Source organism: Methanolacinia paynteri (genome assembly GCF_000784355.1).
In the GTDB taxonomy this organism is placed as follows: domain Archaea; phylum Halobacteriota; class Methanomicrobia; order Methanomicrobiales; family Methanomicrobiaceae; genus Methanolacinia; species Methanolacinia paynteri.
In genome coordinates, this window is record NZ_KN360931.1 from 184,375 (window position 1) to 210,805 (window position 26,431).

Genomic DNA, 26,431 nt, shown 5'->3' on the forward strand with positions numbered 1-26,431 from the left:
CGGGATATTCAGGCAGTAACCGGGGCTTTCATCATTCCCCTCAGCCTCAGTCCGTTGATTACAAGCATGATCCCTATAAGGATTAGCAGGATTCCTACCACCAACGTTAATATGGCAATCAGGTATATGGGGGTGAAAAATGATCCAATTACTATTAAAAGGGAAAAAATGCCAATGGCCAGGCGGCTGACAAATCCTTCCGGGACGGCGGACCTTCCTTTCCTAACCCTCTTTAAGAGAATGACTGCACTTGCAAACATCCAGAGGGAAAGGATGGCAGTAAAGATAAGAATCCAGAAATCGGGTGGGATGGAGAACGAAAGAACTCCTGCAACTATTATAACCAGCCCCCTGAAGATATCTCCCTCGATGAATGGCTCGTTATGGGTTTTCCATAATTTCCCGAACATGACAAGTATTCCAAGGATCACGATTCCCATGGGAAAGATTAGGCTCATTGTTCCGAGGAAGGCACCGAGAGGGTCCAGCGCAATATCCAGCCCGGCGAGTATGAGAAATATTCCGGTAATGAACTGGAGATGCCATTCCTTATCCTGGGTTTCAAGAATCTTCCTCGTGTCGCCGGATTCGTTCCTCCTCATATTCGATATCAGCGTGATGAACGTATCGCCGATCATGAGAAGAAGCGGGGCGTCGTCGAGGAGATGCATTACCGGGTGCTCATCCGGATCGTACCTGTCGAGGTGGACCTTCCATTCGTCTTTGGTCTCGTGGACGTGATATTGTCCTTTCCGATAACTTGCTATGGTCCCGGGAGACGGGACATTGAGTGCCGATTTCTTCCACCCGGCATCGAGCGGAACTGTAACCGACTCTTTCGGTATCGCAACCTCCCACACTCCCTCGTTTAATGGCTCAAGAAAATCATCAAGTCGTGGCAATTCCGGTAATCCCCTGGTATTTCATTATTATGCAGATTATAGAATAAATAGGGATCGATACGATAAAAGCGTAATTTTACAAATTGAAAAAATAAATGATAGGTAAAATAATGACAGAATGTTTGATTCGCTGGGAAATGACCTGAAAAGGTTAGTTAAGGCATGAATATAAGAATATTATATATCAGGTATAACAGTAATAGTTGTTGAAATGGAATTGTTGTCGATATTACAAATAAAAGAATGAAATTACGATGATATCTTTAGAAGCACAGATCATTACAGTGATAATTTGGTTGCTTGTAATCAAATTCTGCCAGATTGCAATTTATCCATATCTTAGGCCTGTATTTGGAAATTTGTCTTATGGATTAGCTTATCCTTCCGGGATGCTTCTCCTTACACTAATTTCCTGGTATCTTGGTTTTGCGAAACTCCCTGTTTATCTTGTTCTTATTCCTTTTGCTCTCGCAGGTCTATTTGCAGTATGGAAAAAATTTTACAGCATTAATGAAATTAAAGGATTTGTTAAATGGGATATCATATTTTTCGGAGTTTTTCTTATCACTCTTGCTTTCAGGATCAAATTTGACAATCTTGCAATTACTCAGATCCCGGAACAATATATGAATGCTGCTTTTATTGGCAGTATAATGAATCAGCCAGTTGTAACACCTTTTGATCCGTGGTTTGCCGGTGAAGATCTCACGGTTTATTATTATCTGGGTCACTGGATGATGGGAATTTTAGGTATTCTCTCTGGCGGGATTCATACGGTTGCTTTTAATCTGGCTCTTCCGACTGTCTTTGGCCTTTTTGCTATTTCAGCTTATGCAATCGGAAATCTGGTCCTGAAGCGCCATCAATGGCTGCCTCTTTTGGTTATGATTATTCCGAATGCAGTTATGTTATGGTATATTTTTCAATTAGGCGATCTGGGAGTTGCTGGTGTTGCGTCAAATATAATTAATACTGCAAATGGTGTGAATCCCATTCCTCTTCTTAAAATCCTTGTAGGTGCTCCTCACGGTATGGTATTCAGCTGGTTTAACCAGATGTTTTTCTTATGCATGCTGACAGTAATGATTGTCAACTGGAAAAACCTGGAAAAAGAGGGGAGATATCTTTTGGTATTTCTTATGTCATTGTCACTTGGTACAATGCCCTGCATGCATACCTGGGACGTAATCATCTATGCTCCAGTTTATCTTTGTATAGGTTTTGCGGTCTGGTACAAATATGAAAACCATGATCTGAAGAAAATAATCCCGTTCGCCATAGTGCCTGTATTGTCTGTACTTGTATACCTTCCTTTCCTTCTGTCAATGATTTCTGTAAATAGTGCTGTCAGCGGTGTGGAAATATCAAATCCTACGGGTTTGATTGAGTTTTTAGGTTTATACCTTTTCATAATCGCTGTGATAATTATTCATGGAATGGATGTCCTGAAAAAATATCCCTGGTTAATCCTAATTCCTGTTCTATTTTGCTTATTTGGTTATCCTGTTGCAGGAATATTGCTTTTTTGTATACTCTTACTGGTCGGAAAACGCAATATACTACCTGAAACGGTTTTCGGGGTAGCAGGGCTTGGAATTTTATTTATCACAGAATTCCTGTACATAAATGACGGTATCCAGGGAGCTATTGCGACGCAATATAACACTTCTGTAAAATTCGGGGTAGTTGCCTGCATAATGCTTCTGCTTTCGGTATCAATCATAATTGGGAAATGGGTCGAAAATTATTGGACCTTTTTGGAAGAAAAGCATGTACTTGCAATAGTATCTGCTTTGTTTATTATTTTTATTCTATTTCCTGTTAATATCAGCGTTGGTGATACCTTTGGTTACCCCAACGGAGGCAGTCTTGACGGGAAAAACTGGATGGAGGAGTATAATCCTTCTGATTATGATGGTATATCCTATCTTTTGGAAAATGCGGAACCTTCAGATGTTGTAGTTGAGGCTGCAGGCGGCGGCGATCTATATCTCGGACGTGTTTCTGTGATGACCGGGCTGTCTACTATTCTCGGGCAGATAAATAATGAAGAACACTGGCGAAACGGGGATGTCAGGATTGAAGAGAGAGAAGATGATATTCAGTCGATATATGAGGACCCGTCCATGACCGTTGATCTTATGCAGAAGTATAATGCGGTATATCTTTTTGTGGGACAGTCTGAACTAAATAAATATAATGTGTCCCTGCCTTCTTCAGGGCTTAAAGAGGTTTTTTCAGAAGAAGGTGTTTCAATATATAAAATTGCATCTTAATTTTATTTTAATAATCCCTGGCTTCCGCAACTATGAATCTTATTTTCGGGGGGAACGTTAATTGATCTCCTCGGCACGACGACCTCTCATACTCTCTCATTCTAATGTTCAAAAAAATCATTAAGTCGGGATGATTCCTTTTTTTCCTGAGATTTCATAATTATGTTTGTTCTGGGATTAACAGGGTTCGATTCTTGAGAGTAATATGTTCCGGGGATTAAGAGAAACAAAATATAGTTATAAATGGTTGGAATTACGGTGTTCAGGGCGGATGAAAAAGATCACAACTCCGGCACCGGCGGAGATAACTAGTCCTGCTTAAAGACTGCAGTTGAGAATGGTGCGATGCCGTTTGTTTTGGTATTTAGTATAAAGATGCCTTTTTGTCGTCTGTCCGGGGGATAAATTATTCAGTATTGTCGGTTTAAAAAGATAATTAGAGAACCGGGAAATCGAAAATTCAGAAATTGCCCTGGAATTTTACATCACTAAAAGGAAGACGCCATGCAGGAAGAAAAAGAGAACGATCTGATTTCTAAGAGGAAAAAAGAGGATTCCGTTATCAGGAAAGTTGCCTTTTATTCGCTTGCCGTCAATACTTTCCTTGTAATCGTCAAGCTCTATCTTGCATGGATTTCGGGCAGCCTTGCACTGGAGGCAGATGCAATCAATTCTTTGATAGACATTTTCGCTTCCCTCGCCCTGATTGCCGGAATATGGCTTTCGAGCCTTAAAAGCAGCAAATTTCCATACGGCCTCTACAAAATCGAAAATTTTGTATCCATAATTATCGCCTTTCTTGTCTTTTTGACAGCTTGGGAGATCCTGGTCAATGCAATATATGAAGACAGTACGGTACTGGAGTTTAGCGGATGGGTGCTGCCGGCGGTTGCAGGACTCGCATCTGTCCCGTATCTCCTGGGAACATATGAAGTTAAAATCGGGAAAAAATATAATTCACCGGGATTAATTGCGGACGGGAAACAGCATAAGGTCGATGTTCTTTCGACACTTGTTGTATTTTTTGCACTCTTTGCCCAGTATTTCGGAGTTCCGGTGGACAGTATCGGAGCGATAATAGTTGCAGGTTTCATTGCATATTCGGGATGGGAGATCTTAAAAGACAGCATGAAAACTCTTCTTGATGCATCGATTGATTACAAAACAAGGGACCTGATAAAATCCGCAATTAATTCGGACCCTGTCGTGATCTGCACCAAAGAGCTCAACGCCAGAAATTCCGGGCGATATATCTTTGTTGAAGCGGTTGTAAACATGAAAAAAACCGACCTTTCAAAGGCACATCTTGCGAGTGAAAGGATTGAATCAAAGATTCGCGACCTTGTTCCCAATGTTGAAAGAGTTGTCATACATTATGAGCCGAAGGAGAGAAGCTTCATCCGGTATGCCGTGCCCCTTGAGAACAGGGAAGGAGATATCAGTCTTCATTTTGGCGAGGCGCCATATTTCGCAATTCTGGATTTTAATTTCAGGGATGCAAAGCTGCTGCGAAAAGAAATATTGCAAAATCCGGCCACCGGATTAGATAAGCAGAAAGGAATGCGTTCTGCGGAATTTTTGCTGAAATATAAGCCTGATCTGGTGTTTTCCAAACAGAAACTTACCGGGAGATCGGCTGAATATGTCTTTGAGTCCGCCGGAATTCTGTTGAAGATTACGGATGCGGATAATACCAGTGAATTGATCGAGAAAATTGAGGATGAGATGGAGAGCAGGAAGGATGAGAATCGTTAGTTTTCACAAATCCGGCAGTGTGGCAACCGAAGGGCTGTCGCCCTTTCGAAACCTAAAGGCGACCTTTGGTCACCAGTTCATTTCATGAAATCTTATTTTATTGAGCCACCCGGATGGGTGGTGTCCAGACCGGGTTATCTTCATTTTGCGAAAGTTCACGAAGTGGACTGAGCTGGGCCTGCCCCGAAGGGGCTTATGGCCTTGACAAAAAATATGTGACAGAAGAAAGGAAGGAGATATACAAGCATCCCTCCCCGCTTGTACTTTTTCTTGTCTCTTCGAAGATTTTCATGACGAGATCTTTTTTGTGAATAAATTCTTCAACCGAGATTTTTTAGGTTTATCCGGGAGTCCGAAAATAATATAATCAATCTAACGCATCTGTTAAAATGTGAAAAACCATGAAGAAGACCCTTACAACAAACCAGGGAGTGGAGGTTAACGACAACCAGAATTCCCTGACTGCGGGAGAGAGAGGTTCTGTCCTTTTGCAGGATGTACATCTTATAGAAAAACTTGCACATTTTGATCGTGAAAGAATCCCCGAACGGGTTGTCCATGCGAAAGGTGCAGGAGCACATGGATATTTCCAGGTCTATAAGAGCATGGCGCCTTATACGAAGGCGAAATTCCTTCAAAATCCTGATGTAAAAACGCCTGTTCTTGTTCGCTTCTCAACGGTGGTCGGTTCACGCGGTTCTGCCGAGTCCGTTCGCGATCCCCGTGGATTTGCAGTAAAATTCTATACCGAAGACGGGAATTACGACCTTGTCGGGAACAACATCCCTGTCTTTTTCATAAGGGATGCAATCAAATTCCCCGATATGATCCATTCCTTCAAACCCGCACCAGATACGAATTATCCGACAAGTTCCTCTGCGAACAGCAGGTTTTGGGATTTTATCTCGCTGTCTCCCGAGTCGACCCACATGATCATCTGGCTATTTTCGGATCGCGGAACAATTAAGAGCTACAGGAAGATGGAGGGCTTTGGTGTCAATACATACATATGGGTCAATAAAATGGGCAGGGGCATATACGTCAAGTACCACTGGAAACCTGCGGCAGGGATCGAGACGATCGACCGTTTTGAATCGACCCGCCTTGCAGGTGAGGACCCCGATTGTGCAACAAGAGATCTTTACGACTGGATCGCATCCGGAAAGGAGGTCGAGTACGAACTTAATGTTCAGCTTATGGAATTCGAGGACGAAAACGAACTTGAATTCGATCCACTGGATGCAACAAAGACCTGGCCCGAGGACAGGTACCCGCTGATGCCGGTCGGAAAAATGGTCCTCAATAAAAACCCGGAGAATTACTTTGCGGAGATTGAGCAGGCCGCTTTCTGTCCTGCTTCGCTGATCCCCGGTGTCGAGCCCTCCGCCGACAAACTTCTGCAGGGAAGGCTGTTTTCATATGCGGATACACACCGCCACCGGCTTGGTCCGAATTACCTGCAGATTCCGGTTAATCGTCCTAAAGTTGAAGTTTCAAATGACCAGCAGGACGGATATATGACAATAACTCCCCAGTTTTCCGGGACTGCAAACTACGAGCCCAACAGTCTCGGAGGCGGGCTGCCAAAGGAAAGCGGTGCTCCAACTTACCCCGGAAAACCACTTCAGGGTGTGATGGTTCGAAAGAGGATTGAAAAGACAAACGACTTCCGGCAGGCCGGGGAGAGGTACCGGTCCCTGTCAAAGATCGACCAGGATCATCTCGTCGGAAATATTGCCGACTCCCTTATGCATGCCGACATGGAGATCCGGAAGAGAATGATCAGGAACCTGAAAAGTGCCGATGCCGAAATGGGAGAACGTGTTGAACACTCGATAAAGGAAATGAAAGCTTGAACGGAAAATACCCTCCGCCACGGCTGATTTCATGGAACGTAACGCTGCGATGCCCGCTGAAATGCGATCACTGCTATGTCGACGCGGGGAAATCCGAGGCCGGAGACGTATTGTCGACAAAAGAGGCTGAAAAGGTAATTGATTCGATATCGGAATCAGGAAGTCCTCTGCTGATCCTCAGCGGCGGAGAGCCTCTGATGCGTGACGATATCTGCGGGCTTGTCGCTTACGGGACGAAAAAAGGTCTCAGGATGGCGATGGGCACCTCAGGTTTTACCCTCGACGAAAATATGGCCCGGAGGCTGAAGGATGCAGGGCTGAAAGCCGTTGCTATAAGCCTTGATTCGGTCGATCCGGCATTCCATGATAAGTTCCGCGGAACTGCGGGTGCGTGGGAGAAGGCCGTATCTGCTATTGAGTATTGCAAAGATGCAGATATCGATGTCCAGATTAATATGACCATGGTCAGCCCGGATATGAAAAATGTCGAATCGGTTATTGGAATGGGATCTTCGATGGGCGTTTCAGATTACCAGATCTTCTTTCCCGTTCATACGGGAAGGGGAGAGAACCTGGAAATCCAGGACCCGGATAATTATGAAACCATTATAAGGGAAATCCTTGAAAAATACAATGAGAGCGACCTGAATATCAGGCCGACGTGTGCGCCGCAGTTCAGGAGGATTGCGAAAGAATCGGGGATTGACAACAAGCGATGGGGACGCGGGTGCATTGCCGGAATATCCTACTGCAGGATATATGCCAACGGCGAAGTCACTCCCTGTCCTTATCTCCCGCTGAGTGCCGGGAATCTCCGTGAGAAATCTTTCGGTGATATCTGGCAGAACTCCGGGCTCTTTGCGGCTCTTCGCGATCCGGGCCTTCTTACAGGGAAGTGCGGCAGGTGCGGGTACACTGATATCTGCGGCGGATGCCGGGCACGTGCATATGCAGGATCGAAAACCGTTCCCGTCAGGTGGTGCGACGGGCTGATGGAACCGTATTACGGCACAGGCGAGGTCTGCGGAGAAGACCCGTGGTGCCCTTATGAACCGTAACCGTGAGAGGTGATAGTATAGATACTGATTTTTTTCCTGACGAAACCGACATTATTCTCCTGAACAGGCTCCAGGAGGACTTCCCACTTGTCGCAGAACCGTGGGCCGTTATAGCTTTGGATGCCGGCATATCACAGGACGAACTTTTCGGACGGATCTCGAAGCTACGCGATTCGGGTATAATAAAGGGAATCACTCCTGTCCTGAATTCCCAAAAATTCGGGCTGAATTACGGGACTCTCGTGGCCGTTCATACCGGGAAGGAGATGGAGGATGAAGCTGCGATTATAATAAATGGTTACCCGGAGGTTTCGCATAATTTCATCCGGGATCATCATTACTCTGTCTGGTTCACTATCAAAGCCGAATCAAAAGAGAGAGCCGATCGAATTCTCACCGAAATAAAGGAGAGGCTCGGGATTTGTGATGAGGATATCCTTGACCTGCCGACGGTCTGCTATTACAAAACGGATGTCCGCTTCCGCTGCGAAGAATTCGGGGAGGAGAGCAGGGAGTTGTCCGATCTTGTTAATGAAATAAAGGAAGAGTCAGATGTACCGGGGTGAATGAGAGGTGGACGAAACAGACTATAAAATCCTGAACCTGCTTGAAGAGGGGATGCCTGTTGTAATTAGGCCGTTCGATCTGATAGGGGAAAGAGCGGGAATATCCGGCGAAGAGGTAATCGGGAGACTCCGCCGTCTTCATGACGAGGGTGCTATTAAGACGATAAAGGCCCGGATTAACCAGAGGAAGATCGGGATCTCTGCAAATGCCCTTGTTGCATGGAATGTCCCATCGGGCTGGAACGGATACGAAAGACTTGCCTCGTACCCTGGGGTTTCGCACTGTTATAAGCGAAGTCCGGTTCCGGGGAGATGGGATTATACGGTTTATACGGTTCACCACAGGCACAGCAGGGAAGAGGTTTACGAAGAGGTGAAAGAGATCGCTGAGGATATGGCGGTAGATGATTATGTGGTGATTTTCAGCTCGAAGGAACTCAAACGGGTTCCCGCCGTCCGGATTTGCGAGAAAGGGGGATGCCCGGAATGAACAGGATCACCCAGTGTCTTCATGGCAGCGGTACTGTCAGCGAGGTGTTAAAGCACGGCCATGGTACCGGAAAAAAAGTTCCGGGGAAGTATCTCGCATTTTCCGGGATGCTCCGGCCGGTTGTTTTCTGGAATCTCACGACCAGGTGCAATCTTTCATGTGTGCATTGTTATAACAGTTCGGGCTCCCGGAGTTCTGGCGAACTCTCCACTGAAGAGGCTATTGCAGTCATCGACGATCTTTCCGGTATGGGCGTTCCGTTGATTCTGTTCTCCGGAGGCGAACCGCTCTTGCGCGAAGATATCTGGGATCTGGCTGCGTATACGAAGGACAAGGGGATAATCACGTCTCTTAGTTCCAACGGGACTCTTATAGATGCGGAGGTTGCGGGAAAGATAAAGGAGTCGGGAATCGGGTACGTGGGAATCTCTCTCGACGGGGCAAAACCCCGGACTCACAACAGGTTCAGGGGCTCGTCCGACGCTTTTTCGAGGACTATCGACGCATTCGGTCACTGCAGGGATGCAGAGGTCCGGACCGGGGTTCGCGTGACTCTTACAAAGGCTAATTTCCGGGAGCTGGACGATCTGATCGATCTTGCCCTTTTCCTTGGTGCTTCGCGTTTCTGCCTTTACTGGCTTGTTCCGAGCGGACGCGGGACCGGGGATTACGAAAGGCTCCAGCTGAACGGCGATGAGGTCACGGAAGCCCTCGGACTTTTATATGGCAGGGCAAAGGAGATCGATCCGTCTGTTATGGAGTTCCTGACCGTGGATGCACCCCAGGATGCGATCCATCTCCTTGCATCGATGAGGAAGGATGAATCGGAGGATCTTGAAGATGCCGAATCTCTTGTCGCATCGCTCAACGGCGGATGCAGTGCCGGAAGCAAAGTCGCAAATATCAGCCACCAGGGTTTTGTATACCCCTGCCAGTTTGCGCAGTCCGAAGAATTTTTTGTAGGGGACGTAAGAAAGACGCCGTTCAGCCGGATATGGAACGACGATTCGAATCCGGTTCTCTCTCTTTTCAGGAATAAAGGGATGAGGTTTACGGGAGGATGTGGAGAATGTATGCACCGGGAGCTTTGCGGTGGAGGATGCATGGTAAGGGCGTATTATACAGGGAAGGACTTTTCAGCGGAAGATCCTTTTTGTTTTCTTTTGAAGGGTGAGGGATCTTTGGATTGATTTTTGGGATATGGTTATTGAGGAAAGGGGATGTCCTTTAGATGTGCAACATCCCGTGAGTTCATCCGAATATCACCACTTCGTCGTGGTGAATCGGATCAGAGAGATAGGGGCTGACCGATTTTTCCGTTATTAGATCCACAGGTCTTTGTAATGCCTCTTCGAGTTCGTCTTCGATTCGTACAAGCTGAAAGAGACTTTTTGGAGAGTCGAAACGAACAAGAATATCGATATCGCTGTTCTTTCTCTCCTCTCCTCTTGCATATGAACCGAATATCGCAATTTTGGTGGCACCGTATCTTTTCAGTATAGAGAGGATTGTCTCCCTGACCGCCGGATCTATCTGTGTGTTTGTCATATCCCACCTCTGCTTAATTTATCTTATATTGGTTCTCTGTCATCATTCTTTTGTATCTGAAAATTTATTGGCTTTTGGATGCAGAAAGTGCTTTTGGCCTTAGCAAACAGGATGTGATAGAAGGGACAGTAGAGGGTTCTGCCTTCCTGTGTGCGATGACCGGGATCGACATGTCTGTAATCGATAACCAGTGCTGCTTCGTCATCGGCAACTATTTTTCAGGATTGTTTGTCAGGCATCCCATACGGGCTATGTCCCCGTTCTGTTCATGACAAAGGCGGATCAGTTTTCATTGCCAGACGGCAAAGTTTGCATGAGGGCAAAGAAATGTTCAGGCTCACCGGTCCTAAAATATTCATACCAGGATTCCAGTGTGTCTGATTGAAAAACACCTAAATGCTCAATAATTTGTTTCGCCCACAACAAAGCTCCGGTGGAACTTGCAGTAATAAGGTTGTTATCCGCTACAGATGGCTTGTCTATGTAAAACCTTTGCCCTTTATAACCAGGAGAAAACATTTCAAGAAATCCCGGTCCGTTACTGGTATGCGGACGCTTATCCAATAGCCCAAAGTTGGCAAGCGCAACGGTAGCCCCGCAGATTGCACACACCGTAGCGCCTAAAGAGAGAAATTCGCTTGCTTTTTCGATAATAGCGCCATGTTTTGGGTCGTTCCACGTGTCCGCACCTGGTAATATCAACACGCTTGTTTCACTCACGACAATATCATCAATTAAGCAATCGGGTACTATTGTCATCCCGCCCATTGTATTGATTGGCTCTTTAGAAATACTAACCGTTTTGAGCGATACACGTTCCTCGCCCTTTTTGAAAAACCGACCGGAATTCAGTTCCGAGATAACATGCCCCGGTTCCCAGTCGGCTAAAGTATCCAGAACGTAAACATAGATTGTAAACATAAATTTCCTCCATTTGATTTTACATGCAAATCACTTTGTGATTTACATGAATCAGTGCATGAAACCCTGTTTCATGAACGTTTTAATAATACATCCGTTAATTTTCAATGCATTTATATTCTCGTCCCTGCAGGCGGCCTGACGATCTCCCCTGAAAACTGACCTGATTCATAGGTGACCGAAGGTCGCCCGGGAATCGATTGGGCGACAGCCCTCCGGTCGGCACAAAAAGTTTGGAGAATGACAATTGTCCTACATCTTTTCCCGACCTGAGACGATCAAAGATTCCGGTTGAGGGTATTTAACCGGGAGTGATACGGAGGGTGAAAGTGATTTTTTAGCAGATTATATATTATTTTATGACATAGATCCCTGTAACATGAACTCTTCCCTTTTTGCAAAATTAAAGGAACACGAAACTGAAATCAGACTAAGTTTCGGCGTTAAGAAGATCGGTATATTCGGATCTTTTGCAAGAGGAGAGGAGAAGCCGGATAGTGATATAGATATATTCGTGGAGTTTATGCCGGGTAAAAAAACATTTGACAATTATATGGGCCTGAAGAACTTTCTTGAATCCTTCTTTGAAAGGAAAGTCGATCTCGTAACATATGAGGGCCTGAATCCGCATATCCGCGACAATGTCATGAGCGGAGTAGTCTATGTCACGTGATGCGGATCTATATCTTGATGATATAATTGATGCAACGGAAAATATTCTCAACTATACTTCAGGGATCGATTATGACGATTTCATCTCAAATAAGATGTGCATCGATGCGGTCATAAAGAATCTCCTTGTTATCGGGGGAGGCAGTCAAGAAGATACCTGAGGAAATTAAATTGGAACATCCCGCAATCGACTGGAAGAATATTGCAGGACTCCGTGATGTTCTCATCCATGCCTATTTTAGAATTGATAATGATCTTCTTTGGGATATCATTCAGAATAAACTTGAAGATCTCAGAGATGAGGTTTTGAAAATCTCTGAATAAACATTATCAATTTTTAAAAAATTTCTATAAAGAGTCACGGCACTCATCACGAGTACCAGATCGAAGTATATCACAGAAGAATCCTTCTCTCTTCAAAAAATGGGAGAATGAATCCGGCTATATTATTTAATTCAGTTTACGGTTCACTAATTAAAGGTTCAATTTTAGTATTTTACCCTGGCTTGTTATATAGTGCCTCAGGTATAGTTTTGGAGAGGAGCTTATGTAAAATGGCAAATATTCATTCCATTGAGGCTGTATTTGTCCCACAATAAGGACTGCATATGACAAATCCCTTATTTCCGCTCAGCTACAATCTCTCTTAACATGGAAAACACTGAGATTGAGAGAATAATGTTCTTTGTTGAAACCTTCTTCAGAGAGTCAGGATCACATGGACTTGATCACACTCTTCGTGTCACCCGCCTTTGTGCAGAGATCGGGAAAGCAGAAGGTGCAGATATGCAGATCCTCATTCCTGCCGCTCTCTTTCACGATGTTGCCCGTCCGCTTGAGAAGAAAACCGGAATTCCACACGAAGAGGAAGGTGCACGGATCGCAGGGGAATATCTCAGGTCGAATGGCTGCGATGAGAGCCGAATCCGGGCGATTACTCATGCAGTAAGTTCCCACCGTTTCAGCAGGGGCACAAAACCTGAAACTCTGGAGGCAAAGGTTCTGTCTGACGCCGACAAACTCGATGCCATGGGGGCGATCGGGATTGCACGGGCTTTTATGCAGGCCGGAGAACACGGCGATGGTATTGAAGATGCCATTGCTCATTTCCATGAAAAACTGCTAAATCTCAGGGATCTGATGTACACTGACACCGCGAAAGAGTTCGCTGAAGAAAGGCATGAACTGCTGCAAAAGTTTGCCGACGCACTGGAGGATGAGACTTTAAGTGCCGGAGATGCTTCGCCTGGTTGGCTTTTGCATCTTTAAATCTCAATTATGTATGTCCTTTACACATTTTTACAACTTAATGTTGGAAGAGGTGTGGTTTTAACAGATGCCTGAACATCCAGCCTGCCTCTTCAGAAACATTCAAATTATTTATCTTACTAATAAGATTTGTAAGATACAATATGCCATTACTTGATATAAAAACAGGAACCATTACAGAAAAAGGCCAGATTGTAATTCCAAAATCATTAAGGGAGAGATTTCCATCCGGAGAAAAAGTTGCAATAATTTCTTATGATGACAGAATTGAGTTAAGGCCTATCAGTTCTGTAAACGAAGCGCTTTCATGTGCATATTCAGCGGAGAAGTCTCTTAAAAAAGACTGGGATTCAAAAGAAGAAGATGAGGCATGGAAGAATTTGTAAAAGGTGATGTCTTAGTCGTTCCGTTCCCTTTTTCAGATCTATCAGGTTCAAAGAAGAGACCTGTTCTATTAATTGCAGTTTTGGGTGGGGAAGACATCATCCTATGTCAGATAACAAGCAGAAACAGAACCGACAGGTACTCTGTAAAAATTGCAGACTGTGATTTTGAATCAGGAGGTCTGAAGATTGAAAGCTTCATCCGTCCTGACAGAATATTTACAGCTGATAAATCGCTCATATTATACAAAGCAGGCAGACTGAAGCCTGGAAAGATAACTAAAGTAGAGGATACACTTGTAGAAATTATTAGAAAATGATCCTGTTACCAGAAGAATATGGGAACACATGTAACACGCAAAAAGTCGAGATCTTAAAGAAGCCCCGAAGGGGATTATGCCCTAAAAGCCTTCACCCTTTCAAACCGCTTTTGCCGGTATAACCAGACCCAAAAGAAGCCCGATTTGAGCGTATTTTCATCAATTTATGGTGGTTTTGGAAGGCCAAATTATTGAAGCTTATTTTGCTCTTTTCAAAGAGATTAAAGCCCGGATTGTATGGATATAACGGCCCGTCATCGTTCTCTTTTTTTCAGGCGATGTATCTATCGTCTGAGGTGGAGATCGTGGATTCTCGGGCTTCTGTGTGGATATTAAAAACCGCGATTTCGCCGTATTTTTCACCTTATTTAAGTTTTACTTTACAATTTGCGATTCCCGGGATATCTTGTCGGCTAAAATAATCTTCCCTGAAAAAGATCAGGATTACCTGTAATAGAATCTGCATCATGACATTCTCTGCGGTGATCTTTATAAAGGATCTTCGGTCGATCCGATCACCGCAAAAACGAAAAATCGAAGCCCGCTCCTGTCTTTTTTGGCCGGTTTCGGAGGGTCATTTGCGGTGATCTATATAAAGGGTTCACGACAGATCCGATCACCGCAGAATTTGAAAAAACGGAGCATGCAGGAGCCGACAGAAACTTTTTTCTCAAAGAAAAGCATACTGTTGCAATGTCACCCGCAATTAGAAGGGTATGGAAACTGTTTTCGGGATCGGCCAAATGTGCCTGGCTCCATAGTTGCAATGTCACCCGCAATTAGAAGGGTATGGAAACAGAATGTCCAATGTTTCGCTTAGCCATCTTTCGTCGTATGACCTGAGATGTTGCAATGTTACCCGCAATTAGAAGGGTATGGAAACGGAGCAATATGTGCCAAACGAACTTCGTTTGTTTTGTTGCAATGTCACCCGTAATTAGAAGGGTATGGAAACACCGGGCTTCGCTCCCGAAGTCATCTCCAACAGTAATGCAATGAACACCAGTTAGTAGAAAAACATGAGAACAGCACCCCTGTAAACATCATGGGATTCTTTAATTCCTTGGTGTATTCAGGCAATTAATCCTTAGAATCATTTTAAAGTAAACTATCGATAAAAATTAACTCATTCCTTTCTGACTAATATAATCTCATAGTCGTCAGGAAAAATCTGAATTTGGGCAGAAATCAGCACATTGTCTTTTTAATCTCCAGGTCCGGTATAATGCCCTTTAAAGGTTCCTCTCCGAGACGGTTAAGCTCCTCCTCAAAATCATCGATTATGAAATCCGCCTTACTATCAGTAATTAAAAATTCAAATACTATCCTGTCTTTAGAGAGATGGAGCCGGATCGCGTCGATTGCACGCTGACCTTCCCAGTGATCTCTTGATTCTTGAGATAATTGATCAATTATTTTTGAATAAGGTACTCCATTATCGTTATACCTCGCACGATTCTTTGTCCTGTCGAGGGCATCTGCAATCCTGAGTAGTACACAAAGTTTTTTTCTGTCCGGGTATTTATCACCGGGAAGTTTGGAATGTTTTCGATGCCGATAGCACATATCTGAAACTAAATTCAACTCATCATCATTCAGAATGTTCTTAAAAATTCCTTCTCTCTTCCATTCCGTCAGGATCTGGACCGTATATAATTCGTGTTTATCCCTCGCCTCCTTCCCGTCGTCGTTATCGGAGACAATAAGATCATACTTGTTCTTTAAAGACATCGCTCCGTTCCCCAGATCATGGAAAAGTGCAGCCCAGTTCAGTAATTCCTGTTCCTTTTCATCAAGACCGGAGATCATGCCGATTATACGTGCATTGTCATAGACCGTTTCCACGTGATTCCACCCGTGCATGGTTAGGAAATATGGTGTCGGAATTTTGCTGAAGGTACCTGCTATGTAGTCTATTGCATCCTCTTTGTTGCCGGGAATTTTTTTCTCTTTTATTTCACGATCTATGTTAAGAACAGCTATTATATCATTCATGAGCGTTTTTGCTTCATCGATATCTTTGGAATTCACTGGAATTACGGATGCGGTATCATGACCAAATGCATTATATCCCGACAGTTTTAATCCTACAGGTAGTGCAGGTACCGGATTGTCCTTTTCAGGTCTGAGTCTTTTCCAGTAATTGATTACCTGGATTATATAATCGTCCGTATCTTTATCAGAATTAATTCCTATTCCAAAAGGTGTTTTTGTTTTAGCACATGCCACATCAAGTCCTTTAAACCCTGAATTCGATTTTAAATCTTCTACAATTGTAACATTTCCGTTTATAGGATAAGAAGGGCATTTGGTTTTTTTGTTGATTTCTTCGGGTTTGATTACTTCTCTACGGTCTGTCTTTATTATGTCCAATAATTCCTGGAGATTTTTAGATTTTTTCCAGTCTACCCATTCAGCAAGCTGTTCCATCTTATCAAAGTGATCAAATTCATCCTTTCCTTCTACCGGAAGCATGGAGAGGTCCCTGTCACAAATTGCTCCAATTGTTCCCCAGAATTTTGAATATTCATCTGGATCACCGTAGTGACAGTACTGCTCTGCACCAAGCGAAAAGATAACTTCCGCACCGTTTTCAATTGCCCTCCCATAGTGCGTGATTACCCTTTTGTAGTGATCGATGAGAATAACCTTTATTCCTTTTTGAGATAATTCACCGATCTTCAAAATGGACTCGTCAGCAGCGGAATAATTCAGGTTTACCTGTACAGGAAGAGGAATGTCGACCACTACAACAATGTCTCCCTTTTTGAATCCTGAAAAATCATAATTTAAAAATGTTCTTCCCCAAAATAATTCGGCCACACCTGTGCCGCAGTCCTCGGGAAGGTCCTTTTTTCCAAGATTTTTCTCTCTCGGAAGATCCTGTACAAAATTGCAAACTCTTTCTTCAACATTATAACCTTCCTTTTCAAGGTTTTTCTCGGAAATAACAGTCATGGTGGCGCCATGACCGTTAGTCCCACCAAATAATACTGCTTTGGGACACATACTCTTCCTCCTGAATCAGATTAGATTTTCCTTGATCAGGTTTACCCTTCAAAAGGAACCAGATCGATTGACCTTACTTCCATCAGGCATGCACCTGCTCCCGTCATCTCTTCAGGAGACATTTCCTGTCCCCTCTGGCTGAATGCAATATCGGGTAAGACGAGAAGGATAAACCGGCTGCCTGTATCCAGAATTTTCTTTACCATCGGAATCGGCAGGACTCCGATGTAAATATATCCTTTCCGGATATCCTGTTCTGCAATATGAGGCAAGGTATTACCGGTATATCCTTTTGACCTGAGCCACTCCACGGCACCGGGATGCCTTGTAACAATAATTATCTGACTTTTTTCCATCGATTTCACCGGTACGGTTTTCTTTGCCTGTTCTCATCCGGGTTCCACGATCCCGGTACTGCAAAAGAATATTTTCCCGGCCCTCCTGAATTGTTAGATATCACAACCAGTTCATAACTTTTTTTAAGTTCAAGATCTTCGGGCAGAGTTCCTTCGTTCACAAAGCCGAACAGGTTATTGTAACCGTCTATCTTAAAATGAGGTTGAACATTTCTTTTTTTGCTTACATGGTCTTCAAAATAAGTGGCATATACTATATCCCCTCTTTTGGGGATGACCTGTTGTTGAACCGGTATCTGGGCAGCATTGGTTGCCCGTATTTCCCTGTATTGCGAATTATTTCCCTGACTTTCAAATGATTCGATCTTCACAAGTTTCCCGTATCCTGAAGATGTCTTCCCGCCGATTCCCCAATTTTCCAGTGCTTCCGATAGCAGCCTGAATACAAGCTTTGTCCATTTTTCTGTGTTTTCTCCGGAAACATCACACGAGACTACGATATGAAACATTCCTCTGACAGATACGAATGATATAGGGACCGGTTTGTCGAAATCTGTTGGTGCACCCTTTTCTGAATAATAATCCCCGTGATGTGGTGTCATTACGTCAGGCATGAGGCTTTTGTCTTTCAGGCTTTCCGGTGTGATCCAGGCGTCATGAAAGATGAAATGACCTGAATCGTCTGATGTACCGAATATTGCTTTGTAATATTCACCGTCTTTTTTGAATTTCTCATCACCTTTTCCCCAGACCTGATTACAATAGTGCGCAGCAAGACCTTTAAGGGCGGTTCCAGGGATATAGGGTGTCCCGTATGTATGATGAAGAGTAATTCCGGTCTCAAGCACATTTTCGTTTCCGAGACCGATTATCAACCGGTTTTTTGTGATGAACGTGGCATCCTGTTTTTCTCCAAGTGTGGAGATATAACGGTTATAGACATCTTCGTAGATCTTTATCGTTTTCTGATTCTGCTGCGACATTTGCATTGTTTTAAACAATGCCCTGCGGCTTTCAGGATGTTTATTATCCGGGTCCCCTTTATTCACAGGATAAAGAAGATAACGATCACGTATAAGAGCGGCATTCGATGCACCCCGAATTTCCTGCTGATTATCAGACCATAAACCTGCGATAACATCCCTGCATGCTGATCCGGACATGATCAGTCACTCCCGAAGATTGCCTCTGAGTAGCGTTTAAGCCATGTAGCGGCCTCGATTGCCTCTCTGCTGAGTTGCTGATATTCTATCAGGTCAGCAGTCCGGCTTCTCTCTTCCAGTCCCGGATCGCCGGTTAGTTGCATGGTCTTTGTAAGGTATCTGATATAAGCGGCACCTGGTTTACTTTCCTTTTCCTTGTCTTTTGCATTTACAAATGCAAGAGCCTGGACCAATCCGGAATTATGCACCAGAGCAGGAAAACTTTTTGTAAGTCTGGAAAATTCCTCTTTATCATTTGAATTATGCGATGAAACGCAGGAATATGCAATTTCCGCTCTTTTTTGCTGTCTGGTCTGCATATCGTCTCACCCCTGTGTAAAGGAACATTTTACTCTTCCTTTTCCTACAGTTGCTTTACCCCCAATCTGAAGATCGAGTGTTTCTGTACAGAAGTCCCTGAATATTTCCTCTTTTGTCAGATTTTTGTTCTCAAAAACGCGATCGCACCAGGCCGCTCCTGCGAGAATCGCCTCGGCAGGCAGAGCCTCCTCATACCACAATGCCTTTCCTTTGGCAGTCTTTGTCTCATCATCAATTGTGATATGGGCTGCGACTTCAGTCCCTGTTTCGGACAGAAAAGTAAAACTGTCATCTGATAAAATTACGAAATGGCTTCTAAAGATCTCTTTCCAGTTATCATCATCTGGAAATATTATTTCGGAGATCTTATCGGCCCAGTTATCTGCAGTATTATTTACAAAGTCGAGATCTTCAAGGAATATTTTACCATTAGATACAATTGACGAATTTGTAGTGCATAATGCAAATTCTGATCCACTTTGCTCGTTAAGCACAGGTACTTTGGGCACTTCCGGAAGACCTTCATATCCTGATGCTTCGAGATCCCGTTTGAGCCTTGCCAAAACAAGAGGACATGTAACATATGCAAAGGTTCCATAAAGGCTTCGCAGCGGCATACAAACAATATGAGCGTCGGTTAGTACGAGTGCACCTGCAAATGAATCGCCGTTTTCATCGTCTGGTTTCCCAAAGACTGCATTGATATCTTTTTTGTACTTTTCATTTTCTCCGAAGTGATCTCTCATCACTCCCTTTACTGCCGAACCCGGGACAAGAGGCCAGTTTGTAACCTTTTCACGCATGATCGGCATATCAACGAAGCCGACCTCTTTTCCTGCTCCTACATGAAGCGGTGTGATTGTCTGTATCCAGTACATTTTTGTATTGTTTGACATTTTTATCATCTCAGTTTCATTTCATCATTTCATTTTGTCGTCAGCATTCCATACTCCCCAAAGGGCAAGACCGAAGCCGTCTGTGCTGTAATTTTGATCGTCTATGGTGTCGCTCACCGGACGGAGCCAAAGTTTCTCTGCAATATCTTTTGGATCTCCGGTTGTTACTTCAAAGAAGTACACGGAGCCTGCCGGGACAAGACGCCGTATTGGTTTTGGTCCTTTCTTTTGAAGATCCCAGCCTGAAAGCGGTTTCCAGCGGCCTACACATGCCGATTTCAGTGTTAAAGTGAATTTTTGCTCAATATTTTCAGGTAGTCCCGGTGGTGTACCGCAGAGTGTTTCTTTGTCCAGCCAGCCCGGCAGCCATCCGTTTGAAAAGACCGCAGGTGTTGCAAGGATCATCCTGGCATATTTTTTACCTTCAAGAGCACCGGTGATCTCACCCGGACACTCCCATCCCGGATCTCTTCCGGATTCCCAAAAGGCAAGGCGTCGTTCACCTCCGATGGGGTGGAACGAATTCTTCCAGATAAAATCTTTTGTATCTACTCTTGCAGCAATCCTGACATCTCCCGCACCGAAATCCAGGCCAATTGTTTCAAAAAGCCTCCCTTCATCTGAGGTTCCTGTATCGGGTTTAATCTGAACATGGATTCTTGATTCTTTCTCCGGTAAATCGATGTATCCTGAATCCGGATCTACCTTTTTTCCGCCTTTTTTAGTTTTCAGGGGAACTTTAAACGAGTCGGGGGAATCATGTGCAAGCCATTCCGCCATCTTTTTTAAGGACCAGAACTGAGCGATCTCCGCCGGTTTGAAATCATCGCCAACGCTTTCCGGGATCATTGCCGGCAAGAGTTTTTCATCCGGAAGGTTGCACCATTCGTTGTCCCCGGTTTTTGAAGGACGGATCGGATAAACGGCAGGTTCATTCTTATCAGTATCGTTAACAACTATGTCGAGGGGTGCCGGAAGATACAGACTTTCAATATTATTCTTATTGTATAGCGGCAGCGGTCCGGAAACCGAGACTTTTTTGAGTTTGGCAACTGTAACAGGATCAAAGCCATTTCCGTTCATTTTACCCAGCATTGTTCTTACGGAGCCGGCCAGAACGGACGGGTACGGCCAGTCAAGAGATTTCATGCGAATGCCTAACCCGAAAGGACGGGCATCCCGTGCAATGATTGGATCATGGGGATCGATAGATAGATGGATTTCACTCATAAATTGTCACCACCTGTCGCCGCAGAAGCAATACGGCTCGCAATGATGATTTCTTTTGCCCTCCGGTGAAGAGTTTCTGCAGAGTCTACTCCTTCCATGATCTTCCGGATATTTTCACCCGAGATCTCTGTTGTTCCGTGGCCTGCGGATTTGCGTTTGAGGAGCCTCGACAGATCTTTTTCAAGCAGTTCTGCGGGTGGCGGGCTGCCCCACTCTTTGTATTCCCTGGTCATTTGCAGCATTTCATGCCCGGCTTTGTCGGGGATCTCGTCTTTTTTATGCATACCGGTCCATTCGTCAAGGCGTTCATCCATACTGTTATTCCCGGGTTCTTTCCATTGTTCCCTGATCTTTAACGGTTCTCCGCCGCTTCTTGTATGCAGGTGAAGTGCCAGACCGTTTCTGTCCGGTTTTTTTGCCGCTTTTTCAGCTTGGCGGCCGTAATCGAGAAGGTCTTCAAGAGGATCGTTTTTGTGTCCTATGGCAATCCCGACAGAAAATGTAAGTCCTTCGACTGTCTTTCCAAATTCGTCATGAAGTGCCCGTGCCGCCTTCAGGCATGTATCTACAGGGAGAAAGGCGATCACATCGTCTCCGCCGGAATAGACCATGACTCCATGATAATCCTTTTCAACGATTTCTCTGGCTTTTCCGGCGAACGCTGACAATTTTTCAGAGAATTTATAATGTTCGTTCGAGGATTCAATATTGGCAATTGCCCTTCCCATATGATCCCCGTCGGCAATCAGGATTGCAAAATAAGGATTTGGTTCGCCGATTTTTCTCTTGCTTCCCTGAATTTCCAAATCTTTAAGTTTCCGGAGTTTTCCTTCAATTTTTAAAAGATTGCCGAGATCATCATTAAATTCGCTGGATTTTCTCTGGTCTTCGGGGATTTTGGTTAAATCTTTTTTAAATTCATTTAACCGGGGGAGATAGCAGACCTGTCCGTCGTACGGGAAATCGGAATAGTGCCTGTTTCCGGTACCTGATGAAAAACTGTTGTCGCCCCTGCACTGGCTGCCTATTTCATCAAGTAATTCCCCTGCTTCTCCGCCTTCGGCTACAATTCTTCGTACCCACGGGTCAAGGGCAACCCTGGTAACTGACGGAAAAGCCATCTTTCTTCCGCCTGCAAGTCTTTTGGTAAGGCCGATTGCAGATAGCTGCTCGCCGTCACTGAGACGCATTCTTAATTCAAGAATTCCCAAATTTTTTCGTTTCTCTTTCAGTACGCTTTCGCGTGCACCGTCGAGGGAGCATTTAGGAATTCCGGGTACTCCTTTTACCTGTTCAAAATCCCGTATGGATTTTCTGCCTGCAAGGAGCCTGATCACTCTTTTTCTGGCTATGCGATAATCGTCTTCATTTTCCAGAGGGACCCATGCGGAGTTGAATTCTATAAGATCTTCTACCTGTTCTTTCCAGAGTATGTCTCCTGTCGGATCATCTCTTATGACACCTTTTGCTTCTTTTTTGGCAGCTTCGGCATAATTCAGCCAGATATCTTTTGCTGCGGTTTCTGCTTTTTCATTAATTTCTTCAGGGTCTCCTCCTCTTTCAGGCAGTTTTGCAAGAATCACGTTTCCTATATTGAATGAATCCAATTCATGACCGCGATTTGTAGGTTCCAGTTCAGGATCACTTTTTTTTAATGCAGGAAAGATCAATTCTCCTCCAGAATCTGCTATGGCTTTTGCCGCCGCCCTGCTGATCTCTGAGAGAAGATATGAGCCGAACCACAGATCGCGTGTCCGGCGGGCGGACGCGATGAAGTCCTGTACCGGTCCGACTGACAGGACATACAGGTATTTTGTCATTTCGGAACCTCCTGAAATCCGTTTTCTTCAGCATATGCGAGGAAAGCTTCGAGAGCAGAACCTGGATGCTTCCCCCCACGGGAAAATCTCATAGGAGAGTTTGGATAAGCGGCATTTGCTGTATTAACGATATCATTATAAGATAATGAGACACCTGTGGTTAGATCGTGCTTTCCCGGTTTTAGATAAGCTGAATCAAGCGGATTTGTTTTTAATCTCAGAATAAGCGATTTGCACCCGTTTTGGTATTTGATTGGTTTCAGAATTAATGGACTGGCCATCCTGTCATTTTTCTCATTCGGTTGCAGAGTTGGTTTAATGTTATCATCATCGGTATTATTTCCAATATACTCATCTTTAAGTTCAAAAATAATCGGCATCCCAAACTCTGCACGGGGAAATGATTTAACTGTTATACGGTTATCAGTCTTTTTCCTCCCCTTGGGACGTATTTTTAATCCATTCTGGTTTTGAATTGTTTCACGAATTGTTTCGGGCTCCGGCCAAAAAGATTTACTATAAACATTTCTCCCAACTTTTCCCTGCCTGAAATCTTTCATTCCTCCTACAACGTCGGACCAGCATTTTAAAGGGTCAATCTGATTATTTGTATTAATACGGAGTTTTTCTGGTAATGTAGGCCAGGATTTTGGAGTATTTTTATCGATCTGGTATTTTTTAAGGGAATCCGAGTACCATTTACCAATATCATCATCCGGGGGAGCAAATTCCTTACAGTATAAAGCACCGCACCCTCTTCGTGTCCTTGCCCCGATCCCCCCAAAATTGACCCATGCCCAGAAAGCCGCTTCAATATCATTCTCGATTGGATCAATTCTCTCCGGCTTGTGTTCTTTTTTTTGCTGTATTAATTTTTCATTTTCAATTTTTCTTAGTTCATTGAGTCTTTTTTCTTTTAACCAGCTGATGATAACTGTAAAATTAAAATTTTCTTTTATTAACTCGGCCTCACCTGCCTTTGCAGAAAAGAGTGCATAAACCTCTGGTCCATATCTGAAAAAACCGTAATCCGGAGGAGAACGGTATTGGATTTCCTTAGGCTGTACAACTTCAATGATCACCGGGCTGGGATTATCCGTCGTTCCCCAGATCTCGCCTTCTCTCTGCCGCAGGTCCTGTTCATTATTGTAGTTCGCTCCTCTGGTAGCCCGCCACCAGAACCGGAGATGACCGCGAACACTTGACGCCCTTATCGGCATAGCCGGGTCAGCTATTCCTGCTTCAGCTCCCCCTCCGAACATCGGGGTTATTACTTCGATCTCGTATATTTTTGTCTCAATATCCGGATCATCTTTTTTTTCAGGAATCACTTTTGGAAATTCAGGTAATTTTCTTGTAATTTGAATCACTCTCCTTAACTATCGAATTTAATCACTCCTTTGATTTCAACTGAGAACTCTTTCCTGCAATCGAGGTTTCAAAAAATTTCTCATGCTTTTGCACTTGCGACATAAAAACCTCCGAAACCGTATGTCGTGTTCTTTCCGATCTGCAGATACTCCCCCGCTTTCAGGATCGTTCCAAGTCCGGGATCTACACCCGACGTATCATAAGTTATCGATCCGGTGATCCCGGTGAAGACGATGTTCTTCTTCTCCCTGTTTTTCCTGGAATGCACGAGGATCGAATTCGTCCTGATATCGAAATCCAGTATTTCCGGATAATTGTCAAATTCGAGATCTTCGACATGGAGAGGATAATTTCCAGGATCGTACTTCTTCGCGGTCCTGTTGAATGAGCGAAGCGAGGCAGTGACCAGTGCGGAAAAAGCGGGAAGCTGCATAAGCCTGCCTTTCTCAAAAAGAGCTGTCGGAGTTATGAAATTAACCGTGGTCGAGTCCCCGAGGTTATACTCCGGAATTTCATTCATCGTTCTTGCCTGGATACCGCCGATCTCGTATTTGCAGCCGTTGAAGTTGTAGACGCCCTCCTTTTCATAAAGAGAGGATAATACCGAAGGCACGTACTTCCTGCGATCGCCGTGGATCTTCAGAAAACCGGTAACGAGATCTTCGTTCTTAAACGAAAGGACTGCGTAGGGCTTGATATCGTTATCGGCTTTGTAAATACGGGAATATGCCGAATCTTCGGTATCAGGTTCGCAATAGTTGTCCTGGTTGAATTTCAATGCATGACCCAGAAATCCCCGGAAAATATCTCCGCAGAATTCGGGAGCGGCGTCGTTTCTTAAATTAATATCAACAGTAATTATCGAACTGTTGAAAGCCGGGTTTGTTCGCTGAACGTTTTTTTGTTTTATCTGTATGACATATACCCCCTGAAGAATATTTTTTCCTTTTAAGTGGATGTGCATAAACATTTCGATTTGAATCCGCGATCGTTTTAGTCCGCATAACTAACGCAGCCGGCACTCCGATCATGAGACCTGGGTGCATTATCATGTGATTTGCAATGAAAAAGAGAGATGAACGAGATAATTTTCATCGTATGCGCATGAGTCGTCTGATAACGTGCGTTGCTGCAGGGCCGGAGATGCTTTCGTAAGCCGCATGAAGATCTCAAGATCGTCTTCTGATAATTCCGGTATGCAAAGCCTGTCATGAAAAAATCGTTTCAGTTAACGATCATTTCCCCGAAGAAGAGCAGGATTATCTTGTAATATGATCTTCATCACGACATTTTCTGCGGTGATCTTTATAAAGGATCATCGGATGATCCGATCACCGCAAAAATGAAAAAACGGAGTCAGCTCCTGCCTTCTTTTGCCCTGTTTCGGAGGGTCACCTGCGGTGATCTTTATAAAGGATCTCCGACAGATCCGATCACCGCAAAGTTTGAAAAAACGGAGCATGCAGGAGCCGACAGAAATCTTTTTCTCAGAGAAAGGCATACTGTTGCAATGTCACCCGCAATTAGAAGGGTATGGAAACAAGAATCATGCAGAGCAAGATTACAAGACGAAGCCTTAAGTTGCAATGTCACCCGCAATTAGAAGGGTATGGAAACTTCATCTATCTTCTTTAAGACAATTATTGGCATCATGTTGCAATGTCACCCGCAATTAGAAGGGTATGGAAACAAAGGTATAGATCGGTAGGTTCCCCGTCCTTTTCAAAGTGTGTTGCAATGTCACCCGCAATTAGAAGGGTATGGAAACCTCAATCTCGCTGTTGGGAACAGCTACAGTTTTTCGTTGCAATGTCACCCGCAATTAGAAGGGTATGGAAACAGTTGCAGAATCAATTTTCTCGCACTCCATTCTCAAAAGTTGCAATGTCACCCGCAATTAGAAGGGTATGGAAACTCTTGAATATCTTCCGACGTTGCGTGGGGAATTACTTCGTTGCAATGTCACCCGCAATTAGAAGGGTATGGAAACACCTGCGCAATGCGTTCCACATATACCTATTTTCATATTAGTTGCAATGTCACCCGCAATTAGAAGGGTATGGAAACTTTTAAAATACGTCTCTTCTATCTCTAAACTCATTCAATCGTTGCAATGTCACCCGCAATTAGGAGGGTATGGAAACAAAAGAAGTCGTGCAGCGTTATTGGCGAGGTTGATACGTTGCAATGTCACCCGCAATTAGAAGGGT

At 44.2% G+C, this 26,431-nt stretch carries 26 protein-coding genes and 1 CRISPR repeat array (1 of these 27 cut by a window edge); of the genes, 14 read left to right on the plus strand and 12 right to left on the minus strand.

Going from position 1 to position 26,431, the window contains the following annotated elements; all coding sequences use genetic code 11:
• Positions 1 to 8: 8 nt before the first annotated feature.
• Entirely contained in the window at positions 9 to 902 is an 894-nt protein-coding gene (locus METPAY_RS07915) for a hypothetical protein (RefSeq protein ID WP_048151053.1), read from the minus strand.
• A gap of 254 nt (positions 903 to 1,156) precedes the next feature.
• Between METPAY_RS07915 and METPAY_RS07920 the strand changes: the two genes are divergently transcribed.
• The 7 genes from METPAY_RS07920 to METPAY_RS07950 all read left to right on the plus strand — a co-directional run bounded on the left by METPAY_RS07920 (position 1,157) and on the right by METPAY_RS07950 (position 10,093).
• Positions 1,157 to 3,178 carry a DUF2298 domain-containing protein gene (locus tag METPAY_RS07920; protein ID WP_048151056.1) on the plus strand — a complete coding sequence of 674 codons (2,022 nt, stop codon included), beginning with the start codon at positions 1,157 to 1,159 and terminating at the stop codon, positions 3,176 to 3,178.
• A gap of 504 nt (positions 3,179 to 3,682) precedes the next feature.
• Entirely contained in the window at positions 3,683 to 4,933 is a 1,251-nt protein-coding gene (locus METPAY_RS07925) for a cation diffusion facilitator family transporter (protein ID WP_048151058.1), read from the plus strand.
• Between the two features lie 401 nt (positions 4,934 to 5,334).
• A complete protein-coding gene (locus tag METPAY_RS07930) occupies positions 5,335 to 6,789 on the plus strand; it encodes a catalase (protein WP_048151059.1) in 1,455 nt (484 codons plus the stop codon).
• A complete protein-coding gene (locus METPAY_RS07935; protein WP_052418730.1) occupies positions 6,786 to 7,847 on the plus strand; it encodes a radical SAM/SPASM domain-containing protein in 1,062 nt (353 codons plus the stop codon). Before METPAY_RS07930 ends, METPAY_RS07935 begins: the two co-directional genes overlap by 4 nt.
• A 2-nt stretch (positions 7,848 to 7,849) precedes the next feature.
• The gene (locus METPAY_RS07940; RefSeq protein ID WP_157199033.1) at positions 7,850 to 8,413 is read left to right on the plus strand and encodes an Lrp/AsnC family transcriptional regulator; all 564 of its coding nucleotides are present in this window, start codon (positions 7,850 to 7,852) and stop codon (positions 8,411 to 8,413) included.
• Between the two features lie 7 nt (positions 8,414 to 8,420).
• The gene (gene ahbB, locus METPAY_RS07945; protein WP_048151062.1) at positions 8,421 to 8,903 is read left to right on the plus strand and encodes a siroheme decarboxylase subunit beta; all 483 of its coding nucleotides are present in this window, start codon (positions 8,421 to 8,423) and stop codon (positions 8,901 to 8,903) included.
• A complete protein-coding gene (locus METPAY_RS07950; protein ID WP_048151155.1) occupies positions 8,900 to 10,093 on the plus strand; it encodes a radical SAM/SPASM domain-containing protein in 1,194 nt (397 codons plus the stop codon). The genes ahbB and METPAY_RS07950 overlap by 4 nt, the downstream gene beginning before the upstream one ends.
• 61 nt (positions 10,094 to 10,154) lie before the next feature.
• Here METPAY_RS07950 and mntA read toward each other — a convergent pair whose 3' ends face one another.
• Entirely contained in the window at positions 10,155 to 10,451 is a 297-nt protein-coding gene (gene mntA, locus METPAY_RS07955) for a type VII toxin-antitoxin system MntA family adenylyltransferase antitoxin (RefSeq protein ID WP_048151064.1), read from the minus strand.
• A gap of 74 nt (positions 10,452 to 10,525) precedes the next feature.
• On the opposite strand from mntA, the gene METPAY_RS14915 reads away from it, so the two are divergent.
• Positions 10,526 to 10,723, plus strand: a complete 198-nt coding sequence (locus tag METPAY_RS14915) for a hypothetical protein (protein WP_169743646.1) — start codon at positions 10,526 to 10,528, stop codon at positions 10,721 to 10,723.
• 10 nt (positions 10,724 to 10,733) lie between these two features.
• Here METPAY_RS14915 and METPAY_RS07960 read toward each other — a convergent pair whose 3' ends face one another.
• Positions 10,734 to 11,372 (minus strand): type 1 glutamine amidotransferase family protein, encoded by a 639-nt coding sequence (locus METPAY_RS07960; protein WP_048151067.1) that lies wholly within the window; start codon positions 11,370 to 11,372, stop codon positions 10,734 to 10,736.
• 379 nt (positions 11,373 to 11,751) lie between these two features.
• On the opposite strand from METPAY_RS07960, the gene METPAY_RS07965 reads away from it, so the two are divergent.
• The 6 genes from METPAY_RS07965 to METPAY_RS07985 all read left to right on the plus strand — a co-directional run bounded on the left by METPAY_RS07965 (position 11,752) and on the right by METPAY_RS07985 (position 14,016).
• Positions 11,752 to 12,045 (plus strand): nucleotidyltransferase family protein, encoded by a 294-nt coding sequence (locus tag METPAY_RS07965; RefSeq protein ID WP_048151069.1) that lies wholly within the window; start codon positions 11,752 to 11,754, stop codon positions 12,043 to 12,045.
• Complete coding sequence (locus METPAY_RS15455; RefSeq protein WP_245611569.1) at positions 12,035 to 12,205, plus strand: HepT-like ribonuclease domain-containing protein; 171 nt, start codon at positions 12,035 to 12,037, stop codon at positions 12,203 to 12,205. The genes METPAY_RS07965 and METPAY_RS15455 overlap by 11 nt, the downstream gene beginning before the upstream one ends.
• Before the next feature lie 10 nt (positions 12,206 to 12,215).
• Complete coding sequence (locus METPAY_RS15460; protein ID WP_245611571.1) at positions 12,216 to 12,368, plus strand: HepT-like ribonuclease domain-containing protein; 153 nt, start codon at positions 12,216 to 12,218, stop codon at positions 12,366 to 12,368.
• A 327-nt stretch (positions 12,369 to 12,695) separates the two neighbouring features.
• Positions 12,696 to 13,313 (plus strand): HD domain-containing protein, encoded by a 618-nt coding sequence (locus METPAY_RS07975; protein WP_048151071.1) that lies wholly within the window; start codon positions 12,696 to 12,698, stop codon positions 13,311 to 13,313.
• Positions 13,314 to 13,456: 143 nt separating this feature from the next.
• Positions 13,457 to 13,699 carry an AbrB/MazE/SpoVT family DNA-binding domain-containing protein gene (locus METPAY_RS07980; protein ID WP_048151073.1) on the plus strand — a complete coding sequence of 81 codons (243 nt, stop codon included), beginning with the start codon at positions 13,457 to 13,459 and terminating at the stop codon, positions 13,697 to 13,699.
• Entirely contained in the window at positions 13,684 to 14,016 is a 333-nt protein-coding gene (locus tag METPAY_RS07985) for a type II toxin-antitoxin system PemK/MazF family toxin (protein ID WP_048151075.1), read from the plus strand. The genes METPAY_RS07980 and METPAY_RS07985 overlap by 16 nt, the downstream gene beginning before the upstream one ends.
• 1,188 nt (positions 14,017 to 15,204) lie before the next feature.
• On the opposite strand, the gene METPAY_RS07990 is transcribed toward METPAY_RS07985, so the two are convergent.
• The 9 genes from METPAY_RS07990 to cas6 form a co-directional block, all read right to left on the minus strand.
• On the minus strand, positions 15,205 to 17,025 hold the full coding sequence (locus METPAY_RS07990; RefSeq protein ID WP_084600730.1) for an HD domain-containing protein: 1,821 nt from the start codon (positions 17,023 to 17,025) through the stop codon (positions 15,205 to 15,207).
• 41 nt (positions 17,026 to 17,066) lie between these two features.
• Positions 17,067 to 17,381, minus strand: coding sequence for a CRISPR-associated protein Csx16 (locus METPAY_RS07995; protein ID WP_048151080.1), 315 nt, complete (start codon positions 17,379 to 17,381; stop codon positions 17,067 to 17,069).
• 5 nt (positions 17,382 to 17,386) lie between these two features.
• Positions 17,387 to 18,364, minus strand: coding sequence for a type III-B CRISPR module RAMP protein Cmr6 (gene cmr6, locus METPAY_RS08000; protein WP_169743649.1), 978 nt, complete (start codon positions 18,362 to 18,364; stop codon positions 17,387 to 17,389).
• Positions 18,365 to 18,546: 182 nt separating this feature from the next.
• On the minus strand, positions 18,547 to 18,903 hold the full coding sequence (gene cmr5 / locus METPAY_RS08005; RefSeq protein ID WP_048151083.1) for a type III-B CRISPR module-associated protein Cmr5: 357 nt from the start codon (positions 18,901 to 18,903) through the stop codon (positions 18,547 to 18,549).
• A 6-nt stretch (positions 18,904 to 18,909) separates the two neighbouring features.
• A complete protein-coding gene (gene cmr4, locus METPAY_RS08010; protein WP_052418733.1) occupies positions 18,910 to 19,800 on the minus strand; it encodes a type III-B CRISPR module RAMP protein Cmr4 in 891 nt (296 codons plus the stop codon).
• 24 nt (positions 19,801 to 19,824) lie between these two features.
• Positions 19,825 to 21,030: a type III-B CRISPR module-associated protein Cmr3 gene (cmr3, locus tag METPAY_RS08015; RefSeq protein WP_048151089.1), complete on the minus strand. Its 1,206-nt coding sequence runs from the start codon at positions 21,028 to 21,030 to the stop codon at positions 19,825 to 19,827.
• The gene (gene cas10, locus METPAY_RS08020; protein WP_048151090.1) at positions 21,027 to 22,850 is read right to left on the minus strand and encodes a type III-B CRISPR-associated protein Cas10/Cmr2; all 1,824 of its coding nucleotides are present in this window, start codon (positions 22,848 to 22,850) and stop codon (positions 21,027 to 21,029) included. Before cas10 ends, cmr3 begins: the two co-directional genes overlap by 4 nt.
• Positions 22,847 to 24,220 carry a type III-B CRISPR module RAMP protein Cmr1 gene (gene cmr1, locus METPAY_RS08025; protein WP_157199035.1) on the minus strand — a complete coding sequence of 458 codons (1,374 nt, stop codon included), beginning with the start codon at positions 24,218 to 24,220 and terminating at the stop codon, positions 22,847 to 22,849. The genes cas10 and cmr1 overlap by 4 nt, the downstream gene beginning before the upstream one ends.
• Positions 24,221 to 24,300: 80 nt before the next feature.
• Positions 24,301 to 25,191, minus strand: a complete 891-nt coding sequence (gene cas6, locus METPAY_RS08030; RefSeq protein WP_048151095.1) for a CRISPR system precrRNA processing endoribonuclease RAMP protein Cas6 — start codon at positions 25,189 to 25,191, stop codon at positions 24,301 to 24,303.
• A gap of 534 nt (positions 25,192 to 25,725) precedes the next feature.
• Positions 25,726 to 26,431: direct repeats of the CRISPR family, unit length 37 nt; unit sequence GTTGCAATGTCACCCGCAATTAGAAGGGTATGGAAAC (it continues 8 nt past the right edge of the window).

Bases quoted from the DNA above. Each gene is read 5' to 3' on its own strand.
- METPAY_RS07920 (WP_048151056.1), top strand. From the start codon at position 1,157: ATGATATCTTTAGAAGCACAGATCATTACAGTGATAATTTGGTTGCTT.
- METPAY_RS07925 (WP_048151058.1), top strand. From the start codon at position 3,683: ATGCAGGAAGAAAAAGAGAACGATCTGATTTCTAAGAGGAAAAAAGAG.
- METPAY_RS07930 (WP_048151059.1), top strand. From the start codon at position 5,335: ATGAAGAAGACCCTTACAACAAACCAGGGAGTGGAGGTTAACGACAAC.
- METPAY_RS07950 (WP_048151155.1), top strand. From the start codon at position 8,900: ATGAACAGGATCACCCAGTGTCTTCATGGCAGCGGTACTGTCAGCGAG.
- mntA (WP_048151064.1), bottom strand. From the start codon at position 10,451: ATGACAAACACACAGATAGATCCGGCGGTCAGGGAGACAATCCTCTCT.
- METPAY_RS07960 (WP_048151067.1), bottom strand. From the start codon at position 11,372: ATGTTTACAATCTATGTTTACGTTCTGGATACTTTAGCCGACTGGGAA.
- METPAY_RS07965 (WP_048151069.1), top strand. From the start codon at position 11,752: ATGAACTCTTCCCTTTTTGCAAAATTAAAGGAACACGAAACTGAAATC.
- METPAY_RS15455 (WP_245611569.1), top strand. From the start codon at position 12,035: ATGTCACGTGATGCGGATCTATATCTTGATGATATAATTGATGCAACG.
- METPAY_RS07975 (WP_048151071.1), top strand. From the start codon at position 12,696: ATGGAAAACACTGAGATTGAGAGAATAATGTTCTTTGTTGAAACCTTC.
- METPAY_RS07980 (WP_048151073.1), top strand. From the start codon at position 13,457: ATGCCATTACTTGATATAAAAACAGGAACCATTACAGAAAAAGGCCAG.
- METPAY_RS07985 (WP_048151075.1), top strand. From the start codon at position 13,684: ATGGAAGAATTTGTAAAAGGTGATGTCTTAGTCGTTCCGTTCCCTTTT.
- METPAY_RS07990 (WP_084600730.1), bottom strand. From the start codon at position 17,025: ATGTGTCCCAAAGCAGTATTATTTGGTGGGACTAACGGTCATGGCGCC.
- METPAY_RS07995 (WP_048151080.1), bottom strand. From the start codon at position 17,381: ATGGAAAAAAGTCAGATAATTATTGTTACAAGGCATCCCGGTGCCGTG.
- cmr6 (WP_169743649.1), bottom strand. From the start codon at position 18,364: ATGTCGCAGCAGAATCAGAAAACGATAAAGATCTACGAAGATGTCTAT.
- cmr5 (WP_048151083.1), bottom strand. From the start codon at position 18,903: ATGCAGACCAGACAGCAAAAAAGAGCGGAAATTGCATATTCCTGCGTT.
- cmr4 (WP_052418733.1), bottom strand. From the start codon at position 19,800: ATGTCAAACAATACAAAAATGTACTGGATACAGACAATCACACCGCTT.
- cmr3 (WP_048151089.1), bottom strand. From the start codon at position 21,030: ATGAGTGAAATCCATCTATCTATCGATCCCCATGATCCAATCATTGCA.
- cas10 (WP_048151090.1), bottom strand. From the start codon at position 22,850: ATGACAAAATACCTGTATGTCCTGTCAGTCGGACCGGTACAGGACTTC.
- cas6 (WP_048151095.1), bottom strand. From the start codon at position 25,191: ATGTTTATGCACATCCACTTAAAAGGAAAAAATATTCTTCAGGGGGTA.